The sequence below is a fragment of the Kitasatospora albolonga genome (assembly GCF_039535905.1).
Taxonomy (GTDB): domain Bacteria; phylum Actinomycetota; class Actinomycetes; order Streptomycetales; family Streptomycetaceae; genus Kitasatospora; species Kitasatospora albolonga.
On record NZ_BAAAYB010000120.1, the window covers coordinates 112534 to 126473 of the forward strand.

The window sequence follows — 13940 nt, forward strand, 5'->3', positions numbered from 1 at the left end:
CGGTCGGACGGGCTCCGGGAACGCCGAAGGGCGGCACCCCCCCCGCACAGGGGTGCCGCCCGACGGTGCGTCAGGACGTGCTGACTACTCCGGGACCGAAGCCAGGCCGGGAGCCAGGAACTTCTTGCCGTTGACCCGCTCGGAGACGCCCTCGCGGTCCAGGTACGGGGTGATCCCGCCCAGGTGGAACGGCCAGCCGGCGCCGGTGATCATGCACAGGTCGATGTCCTGCGCCTCGCCGACGACGCCCTCGTCCAGCATCAGGCCGATCTCCTGCGCGACGGCCTCCAGGGCGCGGGCGCGCACCTGCTCCTCCGTCAGGACGGAGTCGCCGAAGGTCAGCAGTTCCAGGACCTCGGGGTCGAGGACCTGCTTGCCGTCCTCCCAGACGTAGAAGCCGCGCTTGCCGGCCTTGACCACCCGGCCGAGGTTCTCGGAGACCGAGAACCGCTCCGGGAAGGCGCCGTGCAGGGTCTCCGACACGTGCAGGGCGATGGCCGGGCCGACCAGCTCCAGCAGCGCGATCGGGGACATCGGCAGGCCGAGCGGCTTGACCGCGGCCTCGACCGTCTCGAACGAGGTGCCCTCGTCGATGATCCCCTGGATCTCGCCCATGAAGCGGGTCAGGATGCGGTTCACCACGAACGCCGGGGCGTCCTTGGTCAGCACCGCGGTCTTCTTCAGCTTCTTGGCGACCGCGAAGGCGGTGGCCAGCGAGCCGTCGTCGGTCTTCTCGGCCCGGACGATCTCCAGCAGCGGGAGGATCGCGACCGGGTTGAAGAAGTGGAAGCCGACCACGCGCTCCGGGTGCTGGAGCTTGGAGGCCATCTCGGAGACCGAGAGCGAGGAGGTGTTGGTGGCCAGGATGGTGGTCGGCGAGACCACCGCCTCCAGCTCCGCCAGCACGTTCTGCTTGACGCCCATCTCCTCGAACACGGCCTCGATCACGAAGTCCGCGTCGCCGAAGGCCACGGCCTTGTCCAGGTGACCGGTGACCAGGCCCTTGAGCTTGTTGGCCTTGTCGTTGCCGATCCGGCCCTTGCCGAGCAGCTTGTCGATCTCGGCGTGGACGTAGCCCACGCCCTTGTCGATCCGTTCCTGGTCGATGTCGGTCAGGACGACCGGCACCTCCATCCGGCGGGCGAACAGCAGGGCCAGCTGAGAGGCCATCAGACCGGCGCCGACGACACCGATCTTGGAGACCGGACGGGCCAGCGACTTGTCCGGCGCGCCGAACGGGCGCTTGGCCCGGCGCTGCACCAGGTTGAAGGCGTACAGGCCGCTGCGCAGCTCGCCGCTCATGATCAGGTCGGCCAGCGCCGCGTCCTCGGCGTCGAAGCCGGCCTGCAGGTCCGCGCTGTTAGAAATACCAGTCTTGACCTGCTGGATGATGTCCAGCGCCTTGTAGGCGGCCGGCGCGGCGCCGCTCACCTTGGCGTCGGCGACCCAGCGGCCCCAGGTGACGGCGTCGTCCCAGGCCTTGCCCCGGTCGAACTCCTCGCGCTCGACGACCACGTCGCCGTTGAGGACCTTGGCGGCCCAGCCCAGGGACTGCTCCAGGAAGTCGGCCGGCTCGAAGATCGCGTCCGCGATGCCGAGCTCGAACACCTCCTTGCCCTTGAGCTGCTTGTTCTGCGCCATCGAGTTCTCGACGATGACCTTGACGGCCTTCTGCGGGCCGATCAGGTTCGGCAGCAGGGTGCAGCCGCCCCAGCCGGGGACCAGGCCGAGGAAGACCTCGGGCAGCGAGAACGCCGGGACGCCCGAGCTGACGGTGCGGTAGGTGGCGTGCAGGCCGACCTCGACACCGCCGCCCATGGCCGCGCCGTTGTAGAACGCGAAGGTCGGGACCGGCAGCGCGGCGATCCGCTTGAAGACGTCGTGGCCGCCCTTGCCGATGGCCAGCGCGTCGCTGTGCTCCTTGAGCACCTCGACGCCCTTGAGGTCGGCGCCGACCGCGAAGATGAACGGCTTGCCGGTGATCGCGACGGCCTTGACCGCGCCCTCGGCGGCCTCCGCCTCGACCTGGTCCAGCGCCTCGGACAGCTTGGCCAGCGAGCCCGGGCCGAAGGTGGTCGGCTTGGTGTGGTCGAAGCCGTTGTCCAGGGTGATCAGCGCGATCCGCCCGGCGCCGTACGGCAGCTCCAGGTGGCGCACGTGGGCGGTGGTGACGACCTCGCCGGGGAACAGCTCGGCGGCGCGCTTCAGCAGCTCAGTGGTGCTCATGGTCACTTACCACCCTCGAAGTGCGGGTTCTCCCAGATGATGGTGCCGCCCATGCCGAAGCCGATGCACATGGTGGTCAGGCCGTACCGGACGTCCGGGCGCTGCTCGAAGCGGCGGGCCAGCTGGTTCATCAGGCGCACGCCCGAGGAGGCCAGCGGGTGGCCGAACGCGATGGCGCCGCCGTACGGGTTGACCCGCTCGTCGTCGTCCGCGATGCCGTAGTGGTCCAGGAAGGCCAGCACCTGGACGGCGAAGGCCTCGTTGACCTCGAAGGCCTGGATGTCGTCGATCGTCAGACCGGCCTTGGCCAGCGCCTTCTCGGTCGCCGGCACCGGGCCGATGCCCATGACCTCGGGCTCGACGCCCGCGAAGGCGAAGCTCACCAGGCGCATCTTGACCGGCAGGCCGAGCTCCTCGGCGACGTCCTCGGCCGCCAGCAGGGAGGCGGTGGCACCGTCGTTCAGACCGGCCGAGTTGCCCGCGGTGATGTTGCCGTGCGGACGGAACGGGGTCTTGAGACCGGCCAGGCTCTCCATGGTGGTGCCCGGGCGCATCGGCTCGTCGGTGGTGGCCAGGCCCCAACCGGTCTCGCCGATCTCGGAGTTGGTGTTGCGGATCGCGATCGGCACCAGGTCCGGCTGGATGTCGCCGTTGACGTAGGCCTTGGCGGCCTTCTCCTGGGAGCGGACGGCGTAGGCGTCGCAACGCTCCTTGGTGATGTGCGGGAACCGGTCGTGCAGGTTCTCCGCCGTCATCCCCATGAACAGCGCCGACTCGTCGACCAGCTTCTCCGAGACGAAGCGCGGGTTCGGGTCCACGCCCTCGCCCATCGGGTGCCGGCCCATGTGCTCCACGCCACCCGCGACGACGATGTCGTACGCGCCGAAGGCGATGCCGCCCGCGGTGGTGGTGACGGCGGTCAGCGCACCGGCGCACATGCGGTCGATCGCGTAGCCCGGGACGGACTTCGGCAGGCCGGCGAGCAGCGCGGCGGTGCGGCCGATGGTCAGGCCCTGGTCGCCGATCTGGGTCGTGGCCGCGATGGCGACCTCGTCGATCCGCTCGGTCGGCAGGTTCGGGTTGCGGCGCACGAGCTCACGGATGCACTTGACGACCAGGTCGTCGGCGCGGGTCTCGTGGTAGATGCCCTTCGGGCCGGCCTTGCCGAACGGGGTGCGGACGCCATCGACGAAGACGACGTCCCTCGAGGTACGAGGCACGGGGCTCTCCTCCAGGGGACACGACAGGTGGGTGCAGACCTCGACCCACGACGGGGAGGCGGCGCTGCTTCACCGGCCATGCTACCCGCCGGTAACTACCTTGCCCATAGCCCCACGGCATGTGTCCTCGCTCACGGTCAGTTGCAAGCGCTCAGGGGCGCGAGGAACTGCGCGAGGCGGAAGGCGGCTCACCTGCAACTGACCCGTCGTCAGCCAGTTGCAGGTGCTGCCGTTCCCCTGCGCGCAGTTCCTCGCGCCCCTGAGCGCTTGCAACTGGGCCTCGTGTCTAGGCCTCGGGGGCGGCCACCTTGGCTTCGGCGAAGGCCTTGGCGACGGCCGCGCCGATCACCTCGGTCTGCCACTTGCGGGCGCCGAGGCGGCGGAAGGCCGCGATGACCGAGTCGGTGTCGGCGGGGACCGGGGGCTCCCAGGAGACGCGGCGGACCAGGTCCGGGGTGATCAGGTTCTCGGCCGGCAGGTGGTGCTGCTCGGCCAGCGCCGTGACGGCGGCCCGCGCCCCGGAGAGCCGGGCGGCGGCCAGCGGGTCCTTCTCCGCCCAGGCGCGCGGCGGCGGCGGCCCGTCGTGCGGCGCGGTGGCCGGCGGCAGCTCGTTCTCCGGGATCTCCCGGGCCCGCTGCAACGCGGCCAGCCAGAGGTCCAACTGACGGCGGTTCACCCGGGGGCCGAAGCCCTGCACGGCCTGCAGCGCCGGAGCGTTCAGCGGCATGGCGAGCGCGGCGTTGACGATCGCCGCGTCGGAGAGCACCCGGCCCGGCGAGACGTCCCGGTCGCGGGCGGCCTGGTCGCGGGCCAGCCAGAGCTCGCGGACGGCGGCCAGCTGCCGGCGGCGGCGGACCTTGTGCAGCTGGGAGGTGCGGCGCCAGGGGTCGGTGCGCGGCGCCGGACGCGGCGCGGCGGCGATGGCGGCGAACTCCTCGCGGGCCCACTCGAGCTTGCCCTGGCCGTCCAGCTCCCGTTCGAGTGCGTCGCGCAGCTCGACCAGCACCTCGACGTCCAGAGCGGCGTACCGCAGCCACGGCTCGGGCAGCGGGCGGGTGGACCAGTCCACCGCCGAGTGCTCCTTGGCCAGCGACAGCCCGAGCACGCTCTCCGTCATCGGGCCGAGGCCGACCCGGGGGAACCCGGCGATCCGGCCGGCCAGCTCGGTGTCGAAGAGGACCTTCGGCCTCATCCCGACCTCGGCCAGGCAGGGCAGGTCCTGGGTGGCCGCGTGCACGACCCACTCGGTGTCGGCGAGGGCCTCGCCGAGCGCGGAGAGGTCGGGGCAGGCGATCGGGTCGATCAGTGCCGTGCCGGAGCCCGCGCGGCGGAGCTGGATCAGGTACGCGCGCTGGCCGTAGCGGTAGCCGGAGGCCCGCTCGGCGTCGACGGCGACCGGGCCGGTGCCCGCCTCGAAGGCGGCGACGGTCGCGGCGAGCGCGGTCTCGTCGGCCACCACGGGTGGGAGCCCCTCCCTCGGCTCGAGGAGCGGGACCGGGGCTGTCTCTTCTGGGGTGGCTACGGCGTCGGTCACCCACCAAGGGTACGACGCCCTCCGCATACCCGGAGGTGGTGAGGACCAAGGTGATGCCTCTGGGGGCGCGGGGCTCCGCCGATGTGCGGCTCCGCCGCGGGGCGCGAATCGGAAGGCGGCTCACCTGTAACTGAAGGCACGTCAGCCGGTTGCAGGTGCTGCCTTTCCACTGCGCGCAGTTCCCCGCGCCCCTGCGGGGCGCTTCCTGCCTCCCCTGAACAACGAGAGGGGCCCGGAGGGGAAACGTTCCTCCGGGCCCCGAGCTGGGGTGATGGGGGTGACGGGGCGTCAGTGGATGATGCCGGTGCGGAGGGCGACGGCGACCATGCCGGCCCGGTCGCCGGTGCCGAGCTTGCGGGCGATCCGGGCCAGGTGGCTCTTCACGGTGAGGGCGGAGAGCCCCATCGCGACGCCGATCGCCTTGTTGGACTGGCCCTCGGCGACGAGCCGGAGCACCTCGACCTCGCGCCCGGACAGCTCCCGGTAGGTGGTCGGCTGCACGCCCGGCGCACCGGGAGCGCCCGGAGCCCCGTGCGGCGCACCCGCCGCACCCGGCATCCCGGGCATCCCCGGCCGCCGCATCCGCCCGGCGAGACCGCCGGCGCCGATCGGCAGCCCGGGGCGGCCCGGCATGGCGAGGTTGGTGCGGGTGCCGGTGACGACGTACCCCTTCACGCCGCCCGCGAGGGCGGAGCGGACCGCGCCGATGTCGTCGGCGGCGGACAGGGCCAGGCCGTTGGGCCAGCCCGCGGCGCGGGTCTCGGCGAGGATGGTGAGGCCGGAGCCGTCGGGGAGGTGGACGTCGGCGACGCAGATGTCGCGGGGGGTGGAGACCCGGGGGCGGGCCTCGGCGATCGAGGAGACCTCGATGACGTCACGGACACCGAGCGCCCACAGGTGCCGGGTGACGGTGTTCCGGACGCGGGGGTCGGCGATGACCACCATGGCGGTGGGCTTCGTCGGACGGTAGGCGACCACGCTTGCGGGGTGTTCGAGAAGGACCGACACCGTGCCTCCTGGGGGAGTGGCGGAGGCCAGCTCCTGGTCGCCGCCTCTGGCCGATGGGGGCGCTCGGAGTGTTCCGCGTTTGGAAAGGGTCACAGACACCTTCGGCATCAACCGTGCCCGGCTTTAGCGAAAGATCACGATCTAGTGAGTAACAATACGGACAAATCGCGCAGGTGACTGATGCGACATGCCCTGAAATCGCACAGGACGCGACATGTTCGGGACCTGTCCGGGCGGATTCGGACGGTCAATTGACAGCAGGCAGCAGGGGATTCACTCTGCGTCAGCCCTGGGGGTGGTGCTGCGCCGACGAACGACGGCGACCGGTCAGTGGGAGCGCGGGCGTCGCCGGGCGGGCATCGGGACCACTCCGCCGAGTGACGGGGCGTCGGGCAGCGGCAGCGGCGCGGGGGAGGCCGGAGGCAGGCCGGCGCAGCCGCAGAGCAGGTCGGCCCAGGCCGCGAGGTGCCGCTCGAAGCGGCCGTCGGCCGGGGTCCAGGAGGCCCGGACCTCGATCTCGGTGGAGGTCTCCCGGTCGGCGAGCGCGCCGAAGTACTGGGAGATGCCCCGGGTCACGGTGCCGCCGGCCTCGGCGTGGGCGGCGCCGTGGGCGTACAGCGCGTCGGTCAGCCAGGCCCAGCCGACCTCGGAGAGCATCGGGTCGTCGGCCATCTCGGGTTCGAGCTCGGCCCTGGTCAGCGAGACGAGGCGGAACTCGCCGCGCCAGGCCTCCTGTCCGGCCGGGTCGTACAGCAGCACCAGCCGTCCGTCGGCCAGTTCCTCGCCGTCCACCTCGACGGTCGCGGTCAGCGCGTACGCGAACGGGGCCATCCGCTTCGGTGCCGGTGCGGGGGAGAGCTGCACCTCGGGGCGCAGCCGCGCGCCCGCCAGGGCCTCCACCGCAGCACGGAACTCCACCGGAGCCGACTCCTTGCCTGTACCGCCACCCTGCGCTGGGTGCCCGCCGACCGCTGCCATGACCGAGAGCCTAGGTCGGGCGGGCCCGTTGGCCGAGTCATTTCGGCCGGTGTGGCGTGACGGTTGTCGGACTGTTCGTCAGCTGACACCTGGTGCGCCGTCCCGGCGTGTCCGTTTCGTGCGAACCGACGACCTCCGGCGGACGGCCGGGGCCGGGCAGCGTGCGAAGATTCGGGGTGTGAGTGAGACAACCGCTGCCCAGTCCGGTCAGGCCGCCGCGCACCGAGGCGCCGCGTACGACTCCGCCTTCCTCCGCGCCGCCCGCCGCGAGCCGGTGCCGCACACGCCGGTCTGGTTCATGCGTCAGGCCGGGCGCTCGCTGCCCGAGTACCTGAAGGTGCGCGAGGGCATCCCGATGCTCGACTCCTGCATGCGGCCCGAGCTGGTCAAGGAGATCACCCTCCAGCCGGTGCGCCGTCACAAGGTCGACGCGGCGATCTTCTTCAGCGACATCGTGGTGCCGCTTAAGGCGGTCGGCATCGACGTGGACATCAAGCCCGGCGTCGGCCCGGTGATCGCGGACCCGATCCGCACCGCCGCGGACCTGGAGCGGCTGCGCCCGCTGGAGCCGGACGACATGCCGTACATCACCGAGGCGGTCGGCCTGCTGGTGGACGAGCTGGGTTCCACCCCGCTGATCGGCTTCGCCGGGGCGCCGTTCACCCTGGCCAGCTACCTGGTCGAGGGCGGTCCGTCGAAGAGCCACGAGAAGACCAAGGCCATGATGTACGGCGCCCCGGAGCTGTGGGCCGGGCTGGTGGACCGCCTCGCCGACATCACCGCCGCCTTCCTCAAGATCCAGATCGAGGCCGGCGCCTCGGCCGTCCAGCTCTTCGACTCCTGGGTCGGCGCGCTCGCCCCGGACGACTACCGCCGCTCGGTGATGCCGGCCAGCACCAAGGTGTTCGACGCGGTGGCCGGCTACGGCGTGCCGCGGATCCACTTCGGCGTCGGCACCGGCGAGCTGCTCGGCCTGCTCGGCCAGGCCGGCGCGGACGTGGTCGGCGTCGACTGGCGGGTGCCGCTGAACGTGGCCGCCGAGCGGGTCGGCCCCGGCAAGGCGCTCCAGGGCAACCTCGACCCGGCTGTCCTCTACGCCCCGACCTCCGTGGTGGAGACCAAGGCCCGCGAGGTGCTGCACGCCGCCCAGGCGATCGGCGGCGACACCGGCCACATCTTCAACCTGGGCCACGGCGTGATGCCGAGCATGGACCCGGACGCGCTCAGCCGCCTGGTCGCCTTCGTGCACGAGGCCAGCCAGCGCTGACCCCTCCGTACGGCGTGACCCGCCTGACGGCCCGACCCCCGTGACGGGCCGTCAGGCGGGAGCTCACTCCTCGCCCGGCTCCCGCGCGGGCGGAGCCGAGGCGGTCGGGGTCGAGGCGGTCGGGGCCGACCACGGGTCCTCGTCCGGACGCGGCGGCAGGGCGGAGGGCCGCACGGCGGGTCGCCTCCCGGCCGCCCGACGGCGCAGCAGCAGGCCCAGGTAGCCGAGCGGGCCCAGCACCAGCAGGAACGGCGCCAGCGCGGCCAGCACCATCAGCAGGCCCTTCACCACCGCCACCAGGGCGTCCCAGCCGCCACCCAGCGCGCCGCCGACGCTGCCCCAGAAGCCCTTCTCCTCCTTCGTCTTCACCGGCTCCGGTGCCTTCGCCGGTGTGACGACCTGGAGCGTGATGGTGGAGAGCGAGGTGCGCGCCGAGAGCTCCTGCTGCCGCCGCTGGAGCGACTCCAGATCGGCCTCGCGGCGGTTGAGCTCGCTCTCCAGCGAGACGATCTCGGCCAGCGACTTGGCGTCCGCCATCAGCCTGCGCACCCGGTCCACGCTCGCCTGCTGGGTCTTGATCCGGCTCTCCACGTCCACCACCTGCTGGGTGAGGTCGTCGGCCTGGCTGCTGCGCGAGAGCACCTCGCCCAGCCCGGCCAGCCGGTCCAGCGTCTGCTGGTACGCGGCCGAGGGCACCTTGAGGGTCAGCCGGGCGTCGGTCGGCGTGCCGTCGGCGGACTTGCCGCCGCCCAGCTGCTCCCCGGCCACGTAGCCGCCGCCCGAGGTCGCCATGGTGCGCGCCTCGTCCAGGACCTTGGTCATCTCCTTGGTGCGGAGCGAGAGTTGGGCGGTGTAGGCGATCAGGCGCGGTGCCGACGCCTCCTGCCCCTGGCCCGTCGCCCCGGGGCTGGGAGCGGCGGACGCGCCACCGGCGCCCGGCTTGGTGTCCGCCGGGGCCCCGGCCGCCTTCTCCGCGCCGTTCTGCGGTGCCGCCGCGGGGGCGGCCATGTCCGCCGAACTCGCCTTGCCGCCACCGCTGTCCGAGGCGCTGCACCCACCGAGCAGCACCACCGCGGCCGTGGCCGCCCCCGCGACGGCCAGTGCCGCCCGTCTGCCGCCGCCCTGACGTTCCGTCATCTCCGCTGCCCCTCCCGGTTGTCCTTGTACGCCTTGGACGTGGCAGCGGCTCGCCGGGATCCCGTCCGGTGATCGCAACTCCGTTACGGAAAAGTCTCGTTGCGGTCAGTGCGGTTCGGGTGCGACCGGTCCGGCGGCCAGGTACTCGGCCCAGGTGCGGACGCCGTCCGCGTTCGGGGTGGTGTGCTCGCCGGCCCGGTACGCCGCCGCCGCCTTCCCCGGCAGCCGCACCTCCACCACCCGCTTGCGCCGCCCGGTCGCCCGCAGCCAGCCCTCCGCCAGCTCCCTCGCCCCCAGCACCTGCGGACCGCCCAGGTCCGGCACCCGGCCCGCCGGTGCGCCCAGCGCCAACTCGACCAGCCGCTCCGCCACTTCGCCCTGGTCCACCGGCTGGCAGTCGGTGCCCGCCGGCACCAGCAGCACCGGCAGCTTGGCCAGCGCACCGAACGCCGTGGTCAGCAGGGACGGGAACTGGGTGGCCCGCAGGTTGGTCCAGCCCAGGCCGCTCTCCTCCAGCAGCCGCTCGCCCTGCCACTTGATCCGGTAGTAGGGGTACGGGATCCGGTCCACCCCGACGATCGAGATGTTCACGACGTGCTCCACCCCGGCCGCCTTCGCCGCCGCCAGCAGGTGCCGCAGCCCGGGCAGGTCGTTCTTCGGGTGCCGGATGTCGCTGGCGCAGTGCACCACCGCCCGCACCCCCGCCAGCGCGGCCGCCACCCCGTCCCCCGTCGCCAGGTCCCCCACCACCCAGCCCTCCCCGCCCCGGGCCCGCCGGCTCAACCGCCGCACCACCACCCCACGCCCCTCCAACCGGGCCACCACCTCGCGCCCCAGCACCCCGCTCGCCCCGGTCACCAGCACCACGTCGTCCATCGCCGTCTCCTCCGTCGAAGCGTCCATCGGGAGGGTGACGACGCAGCCCACCGGAATGTGACAGCCTTTGAGGCATGAGCGCGTTGCCTGACTGGATGTACGCACCACGCGAAGAAGGCTGGTTCGCAGAGGACCTGGACCAGCTCACCGAGGCGCCCCGGCACACCGAACTGATCGATGGAGCGCTGGTCTTCGTGATGTCTCCGCAGCGGGCCTGGCACAGCCGAGTGGTGTCCGGGCTGACCTTCGAGCTGGGGCGCCAGGCCCCCGAGGGGTTGGACGTCGAGCGGGAGATGACGGTCCGCCTCGACCGGCGGAACCGTCCGGAGCCGGACCTGCTCGTCAGCTCGGCGCAGTTCGACCCGGACCGCACCTGGTACGCGCCGTCCGACGTTCTGCTGGTGGTCGAGGTGGTGTCGCCGGAGTCGGCCGACCGGGACCGTCAGGTGAAGCTCCGCAAGTACGCCGAGGCGGGGATCGCCCATTACTGGCTGGTCGAGCGGGAGGATGCCCTCCCCGTCGTGCACGCGTACGAGCTCGACGGGCCGACCGGTGCGTATGCGGCGGCCGGGGTGTTCCGCGAAGTACTGGACCGTTCCGTGCCGTTCCCCGTCGTGATCGACCTGGCGGTGCTGCTGTCCGGGCGACGCCCTGATTGATGGGATTTGGGTGAGCTCTGCGAGGATGCGGGCATGGCAGAGCTTCGGGTCGTGGTGGTCGGTGGAGGGATCGCCGGGCTGACGGCGGCGTGGTTGGCGAGCGGGGCGGCTCGGGTCACGTTGTTGGAGGCGGGCGGGCGGTTCGGCGGGAAGTTGTACGGGGGAGAGGTCGGCGGCGTCCGGGTGGACCTGGGGGCCGAGTCGATGCTGGCCAGGCGGCCGGAGGCGGTGGAGTTGGCCCGGGAGGTGGGGCTGGCGGGGGAGTTGGAGCCGCCGACCACGGCGAAGGCCGGGATCTGGACCAGGGGTGAGCTGCGGCCGCTGCCCGCCGGGCAGTTGATGGGCGTGCCGGGGGACCTGACCGCGCTGGCGGAGTCCGGGGTGCTGACCGAGGAGGGCCTGCGGCGGGCCGGGCAGGACGGTGCCGCCGGGGAGATCGGGGCGGACGTCTCGATCGGGGAGTACGTGGCCGCCAAGCTGGGCCGCGAGGTGGTGGACCGGCTGGTGGAGCCGCTGCTCGGCGGGGTCTACGCCGGGCACGCCGACGAGATCTCGCTGCGCGCCGCCGTCCCGGCCCTGCTGCCGATCGCCCAGCGCGGCGGCCCGCTGGCCGAGGGCGTGCGCGAGCTGACGTCCCGTCCGAGTGCGGGCGGCCCGGTCTTCCAGGGCCTGCGCGGCGGCCTCGGCACCCTGCCGGAGGCGGTGGCCGCGGCGGCCCGGAAGAACGGCGCCGAGCTGCGCACCGACAGCCCCGTGGAGGAGCTGCGCCGCACCCCGGAGGGCTGGCGGATCGTCAGCAACGGCGAGGTGCTGCACGCCGACAAGGTGGTGCTGGCCGTCCCGGCGCCGGTCGCCGCGGCGCTGCTGGCGGCCGAGCTGCCGTCCGCCGCCGCCGAGCTGGCGCAGGTCGAGTACGCGGGCATGGCGCTGGTCACCATGGCGTTCCGCCGGGCCGACCTGGAGGGGACGGCGCTGACCGGCAGCGGCTTCCTGGTGCCCCCGGTGGACGGCCGCCGGATCAAGGCCTCCACCTTCTCCTCCAACAAGTGGGGCTGGCTGGAGCGTTCGGCCCCGGAGGAGTTCCTGCTGCGCACCTCGCTGGGCCGGCACCGCGAGGAGGCGGCGCTGGACCTGCCCGACGATGAGCTGGTGGCCCGTTCGCTGGCCGACCTGGCCGAGGCGGTGGGCCTGCGGGCCCGCCCGTACGACACGGCGGTGACCCGCTGGCGCGGCGGACTGCCGCAGTACCCGGTCGGCCACCTGGACCGGGTGGCCCGGATCCGCAGCGCGGTGGCGGGCCTCGGCGGCCTGGCCGTCTGCGGTGCGGCCTACGACGGCGTCGGCATTCCGGCCTGCATCGCCAGTGCCCGCCGCGCCGTCAACGAGATGTTGACCCCGGAGACCGGGGCGTCCGTCAGGGAAGGGAGAATGGGCGCATGAGTGAGTCGACCGAACAGCCCGTGAAGAAGAAGGCCCGCGACCTCAACCAGGTCATCCGCTACACCATGTGGTCGGTGTTCAAGCTCAAGAGCGAGCTGCCCGAGGACCGCGCCGCGCTGGCCGCCGAGGTGCACGAGCTGTTCGACCAGCTCGACGCCAAGGACGTGACGGTGCGCGGCAGTTACGACGTCTCGGGCCTGCGCGCCGACGCCGACCTGATGATCTGGTGGCACGCGGAGAGCTCGGACGACCTCCAGGAGGCGTACAACCGCTTCCGCCGCACCGGCCTGGGCCGGCACCTGGAGCCGGTCTGGTCGAACATGGCCCTGCACCGCCCGGCCGAGTTCAACAAGTCCCACATCCCGGCCTTCCTGGCCGACGAGCAGCCGCGCGAGTACGTCTGCGTGTACCCGTTCGTCCGCTCCTACGAGTGGTACCTGCTCCCCGACGAGGAGCGCCGGGGCATGCTCGCCGAGCACGGCAAGATGGCCCGCGGCTACCCGGACGTCCGGGCCAACACGGTGGCCTCCTTCGCCCTCGGCGACTACGAGTGGCTGCTCGCCTTCGAGGCGGACGAGCTGCACCGGATCGTGGACCTGATGCGCGATCTGCGCCCGTCCCGGGCCCGGCTGCACGTCCGCGAGGAGGTGCCGTTCTACACCGGCCGCCGCAAGCCGATCGCGGAGCTGCTGAACGGCCTCGCCTGAGCACGGCGCACGCCTGAGCGCCGCACACGCCCGAGGGGCCCACCACCGGTGGGCCCCTCGGGCGTTCCGTCAGTAGCGCAGCGCCGCCCGCAGCCGGGCGTCCGGCAGGGCGGCCGGGCCGACCACCGCGACGGCGGTGAGCACCGCGTCGTCGGTGGGGGAGGCGCCCAGTGCCTGCCGGGGGACGTGCACCGCGTCCAGCACGTCCCGCCCGGCCGGGCTGGCCCAGCGGGTGTAGGGGTGGACGTCGACCCGGGCCATCAGCAGGGTGCCGCTGGTGAGGATCAGGGGCAGCGAGAACCAGGCCACCGCCGAGCCGGCGTCCCCGGTGCCGGGCGCGGACAGCGCCAGCGCGCCGCCCAGCAGCACCACCGAGAGCACCAGTGCCTGCCGCACCTGACGCACCGCCAGCGAGGTGCTCTCCCGCACCACCGCCGGGGTGGCCAGGCCCGCCTGCACCAGTCGGCCGCCGATCTCCAGCACCGCCGGGTGGTGGGCCAGCCCGCTGCGCAGCTTCCCGGTCGGGCACTGCCCCTCCGGGCCGATCTCCTCGATCAGCGCCCGCTCCAGCCGGGTCCGCCCGTGCGGGTCGACCACCGAGGTGAAGCCGGTGTGCGCCAGGTGCAGCCGCCCGCGCGCGGCCATCAGCACCAGGGCCAGCTCCACCACCCGGGTCGGCCCGCCGGCCAGGTAGGCGGTCTCGTAGAGGCCGACCCCGACCGGTTCGGCGGGGCGTGGCCGGGTGGGCCCGGCCAGCGAATCGGCGGTGGCTGCGGCCCGGACCAGCCGCAGGCAGGAGAGCACGGCCGCGAGCAGGGCTGGGAGGAGCAGGAGCAACCACATGGGTCTCGTTCTAGACCTGGTCGCGCCGCCCGTGGAACGGGTTTC

12 protein-coding genes are annotated in these 13940 nt (G+C 72.9%); 4 read left to right on the forward strand and 8 right to left on the reverse strand.

Translation table 11 applies throughout. The features are described from left to right. Positions 1 to 84: 84 nt before the first annotated feature. The 5 genes from ABD946_RS29595 to ABD946_RS29615 form a co-directional block, all read right to left on the reverse strand. Positions 85 to 2226 carry a 3-hydroxyacyl-CoA dehydrogenase NAD-binding domain-containing protein gene (locus ABD946_RS29595; RefSeq protein WP_345288607.1) on the reverse strand — a complete coding sequence of 714 codons (2142 nt, stop codon included), beginning with the start codon at positions 2224 to 2226 and terminating at the stop codon, positions 85 to 87. A gap of 2 nt (positions 2227 to 2228) precedes the next feature. Further along, complete coding sequence (locus ABD946_RS29600; protein ID WP_345288608.1) at positions 2229 to 3446, reverse strand: thiolase family protein; 1218 nt, start codon at positions 3444 to 3446, stop codon at positions 2229 to 2231. A gap of 286 nt (positions 3447 to 3732) precedes the next feature. Beyond that, positions 3733 to 5007 (reverse strand): HRDC domain-containing protein, encoded by a 1275-nt coding sequence (locus ABD946_RS29605; RefSeq protein WP_345288609.1) that lies wholly within the window; start codon positions 5005 to 5007, stop codon positions 3733 to 3735. 261 nt (positions 5008 to 5268) lie between these two features. Then, positions 5269 to 5988, reverse strand: coding sequence for a LuxR C-terminal-related transcriptional regulator (locus tag ABD946_RS29610; RefSeq protein WP_345288610.1), 720 nt, complete (start codon positions 5986 to 5988; stop codon positions 5269 to 5271). A gap of 327 nt (positions 5989 to 6315) precedes the next feature. Next, the gene (locus tag ABD946_RS29615; protein ID WP_345288611.1) at positions 6316 to 6966 is read right to left on the reverse strand and encodes a DUF3000 domain-containing protein; all 651 of its coding nucleotides are present in this window, start codon (positions 6964 to 6966) and stop codon (positions 6316 to 6318) included. A 178-nt stretch (positions 6967 to 7144) separates the two neighbouring features. Between ABD946_RS29615 and hemE the strand changes: the two genes are divergently transcribed. After that, positions 7145 to 8233 carry a uroporphyrinogen decarboxylase gene (hemE, locus tag ABD946_RS29620; protein WP_345288612.1) on the forward strand — a complete coding sequence of 363 codons (1089 nt, stop codon included), beginning with the start codon at positions 7145 to 7147 and terminating at the stop codon, positions 8231 to 8233. A 63-nt stretch (positions 8234 to 8296) separates the two neighbouring features. On the opposite strand, the gene ABD946_RS29625 is transcribed toward hemE, so the two are convergent. Further along, positions 8297 to 9370: a DUF4349 domain-containing protein gene (locus ABD946_RS29625; protein WP_345288613.1), complete on the reverse strand. Its 1074-nt coding sequence runs from the start codon at positions 9368 to 9370 to the stop codon at positions 8297 to 8299. Positions 9371 to 9475: 105 nt separating this feature from the next. Further along, positions 9476 to 10273, reverse strand: a complete 798-nt coding sequence (locus tag ABD946_RS29630) for an SDR family oxidoreductase (protein ID WP_345288615.1) — start codon at positions 10271 to 10273, stop codon at positions 9476 to 9478. A gap of 47 nt (positions 10274 to 10320) precedes the next feature. Here ABD946_RS29630 and ABD946_RS29635 point away from each other — a divergent pair, with 47 nt between their 5' ends. Genes ABD946_RS29635 through hemQ form a run of 3 tightly spaced genes read left to right on the forward strand, consistent with a single transcriptional unit; the run spans position 10321 to position 13052 of the window. Then, complete coding sequence (locus tag ABD946_RS29635) at positions 10321 to 10905, forward strand: Uma2 family endonuclease (RefSeq protein ID WP_345288616.1); 585 nt, start codon at positions 10321 to 10323, stop codon at positions 10903 to 10905. A 33-nt stretch (positions 10906 to 10938) separates the two neighbouring features. Then, complete coding sequence (gene hemG / locus ABD946_RS29640) at positions 10939 to 12345, forward strand: protoporphyrinogen oxidase (protein ID WP_345288617.1); 1407 nt, start codon at positions 10939 to 10941, stop codon at positions 12343 to 12345. Beyond that, positions 12342 to 13052 carry a hydrogen peroxide-dependent heme synthase gene (gene hemQ, locus ABD946_RS29645; protein WP_345288618.1) on the forward strand — a complete coding sequence of 237 codons (711 nt, stop codon included), beginning with the start codon at positions 12342 to 12344 and terminating at the stop codon, positions 13050 to 13052. Before hemG ends, hemQ begins: the two co-directional genes overlap by 4 nt. Before the next feature lie 69 nt (positions 13053 to 13121). Here hemQ and ABD946_RS29650 read toward each other — a convergent pair whose 3' ends face one another. After that, positions 13122 to 13895 carry a TIGR04222 domain-containing membrane protein gene (locus tag ABD946_RS29650; protein ID WP_345288619.1) on the reverse strand — a complete coding sequence of 258 codons (774 nt, stop codon included), beginning with the start codon at positions 13893 to 13895 and terminating at the stop codon, positions 13122 to 13124. Between the last annotated feature and the right edge of the window lie 45 nt (positions 13896 to 13940).

What these genes read in the sequence shown, in the direction of transcription:
- hemG (WP_345288617.1), top strand. Translation starts at nt 10,939, where the DNA reads ATGGCAGAGCTTCGGGTCGTGGTGGTCGGTGGAGGGATCGCCGGGCTG.
- ABD946_RS29635 (WP_345288616.1), top strand. Translation starts at nt 10,321, where the DNA reads ATGAGCGCGTTGCCTGACTGGATGTACGCACCACGCGAAGAAGGCTGG.
- ABD946_RS29615 (WP_345288611.1), bottom strand. Translation starts at nt 6,966, where the DNA reads ATGGCAGCGGTCGGCGGGCACCCAGCGCAGGGTGGCGGTACAGGCAAG.
- ABD946_RS29595 (WP_345288607.1), bottom strand. Translation starts at nt 2,226, where the DNA reads ATGAGCACCACTGAGCTGCTGAAGCGCGCCGCCGAGCTGTTCCCCGGC.
- ABD946_RS29625 (WP_345288613.1), bottom strand. Translation starts at nt 9,370, where the DNA reads ATGACGGAACGTCAGGGCGGCGGCAGACGGGCGGCACTGGCCGTCGCG.
- ABD946_RS29650 (WP_345288619.1), bottom strand. Translation starts at nt 13,895, where the DNA reads ATGTGGTTGCTCCTGCTCCTCCCAGCCCTGCTCGCGGCCGTGCTCTCC.
- ABD946_RS29605 (WP_345288609.1), bottom strand. Translation starts at nt 5,007, where the DNA reads ATGCGGAGGGCGTCGTACCCTTGGTGGGTGACCGACGCCGTAGCCACC.
- ABD946_RS29630 (WP_345288615.1), bottom strand. Translation starts at nt 10,273, where the DNA reads ATGGACGCTTCGACGGAGGAGACGGCGATGGACGACGTGGTGCTGGTG.
- hemQ (WP_345288618.1), top strand. Translation starts at nt 12,342, where the DNA reads ATGAGTGAGTCGACCGAACAGCCCGTGAAGAAGAAGGCCCGCGACCTC.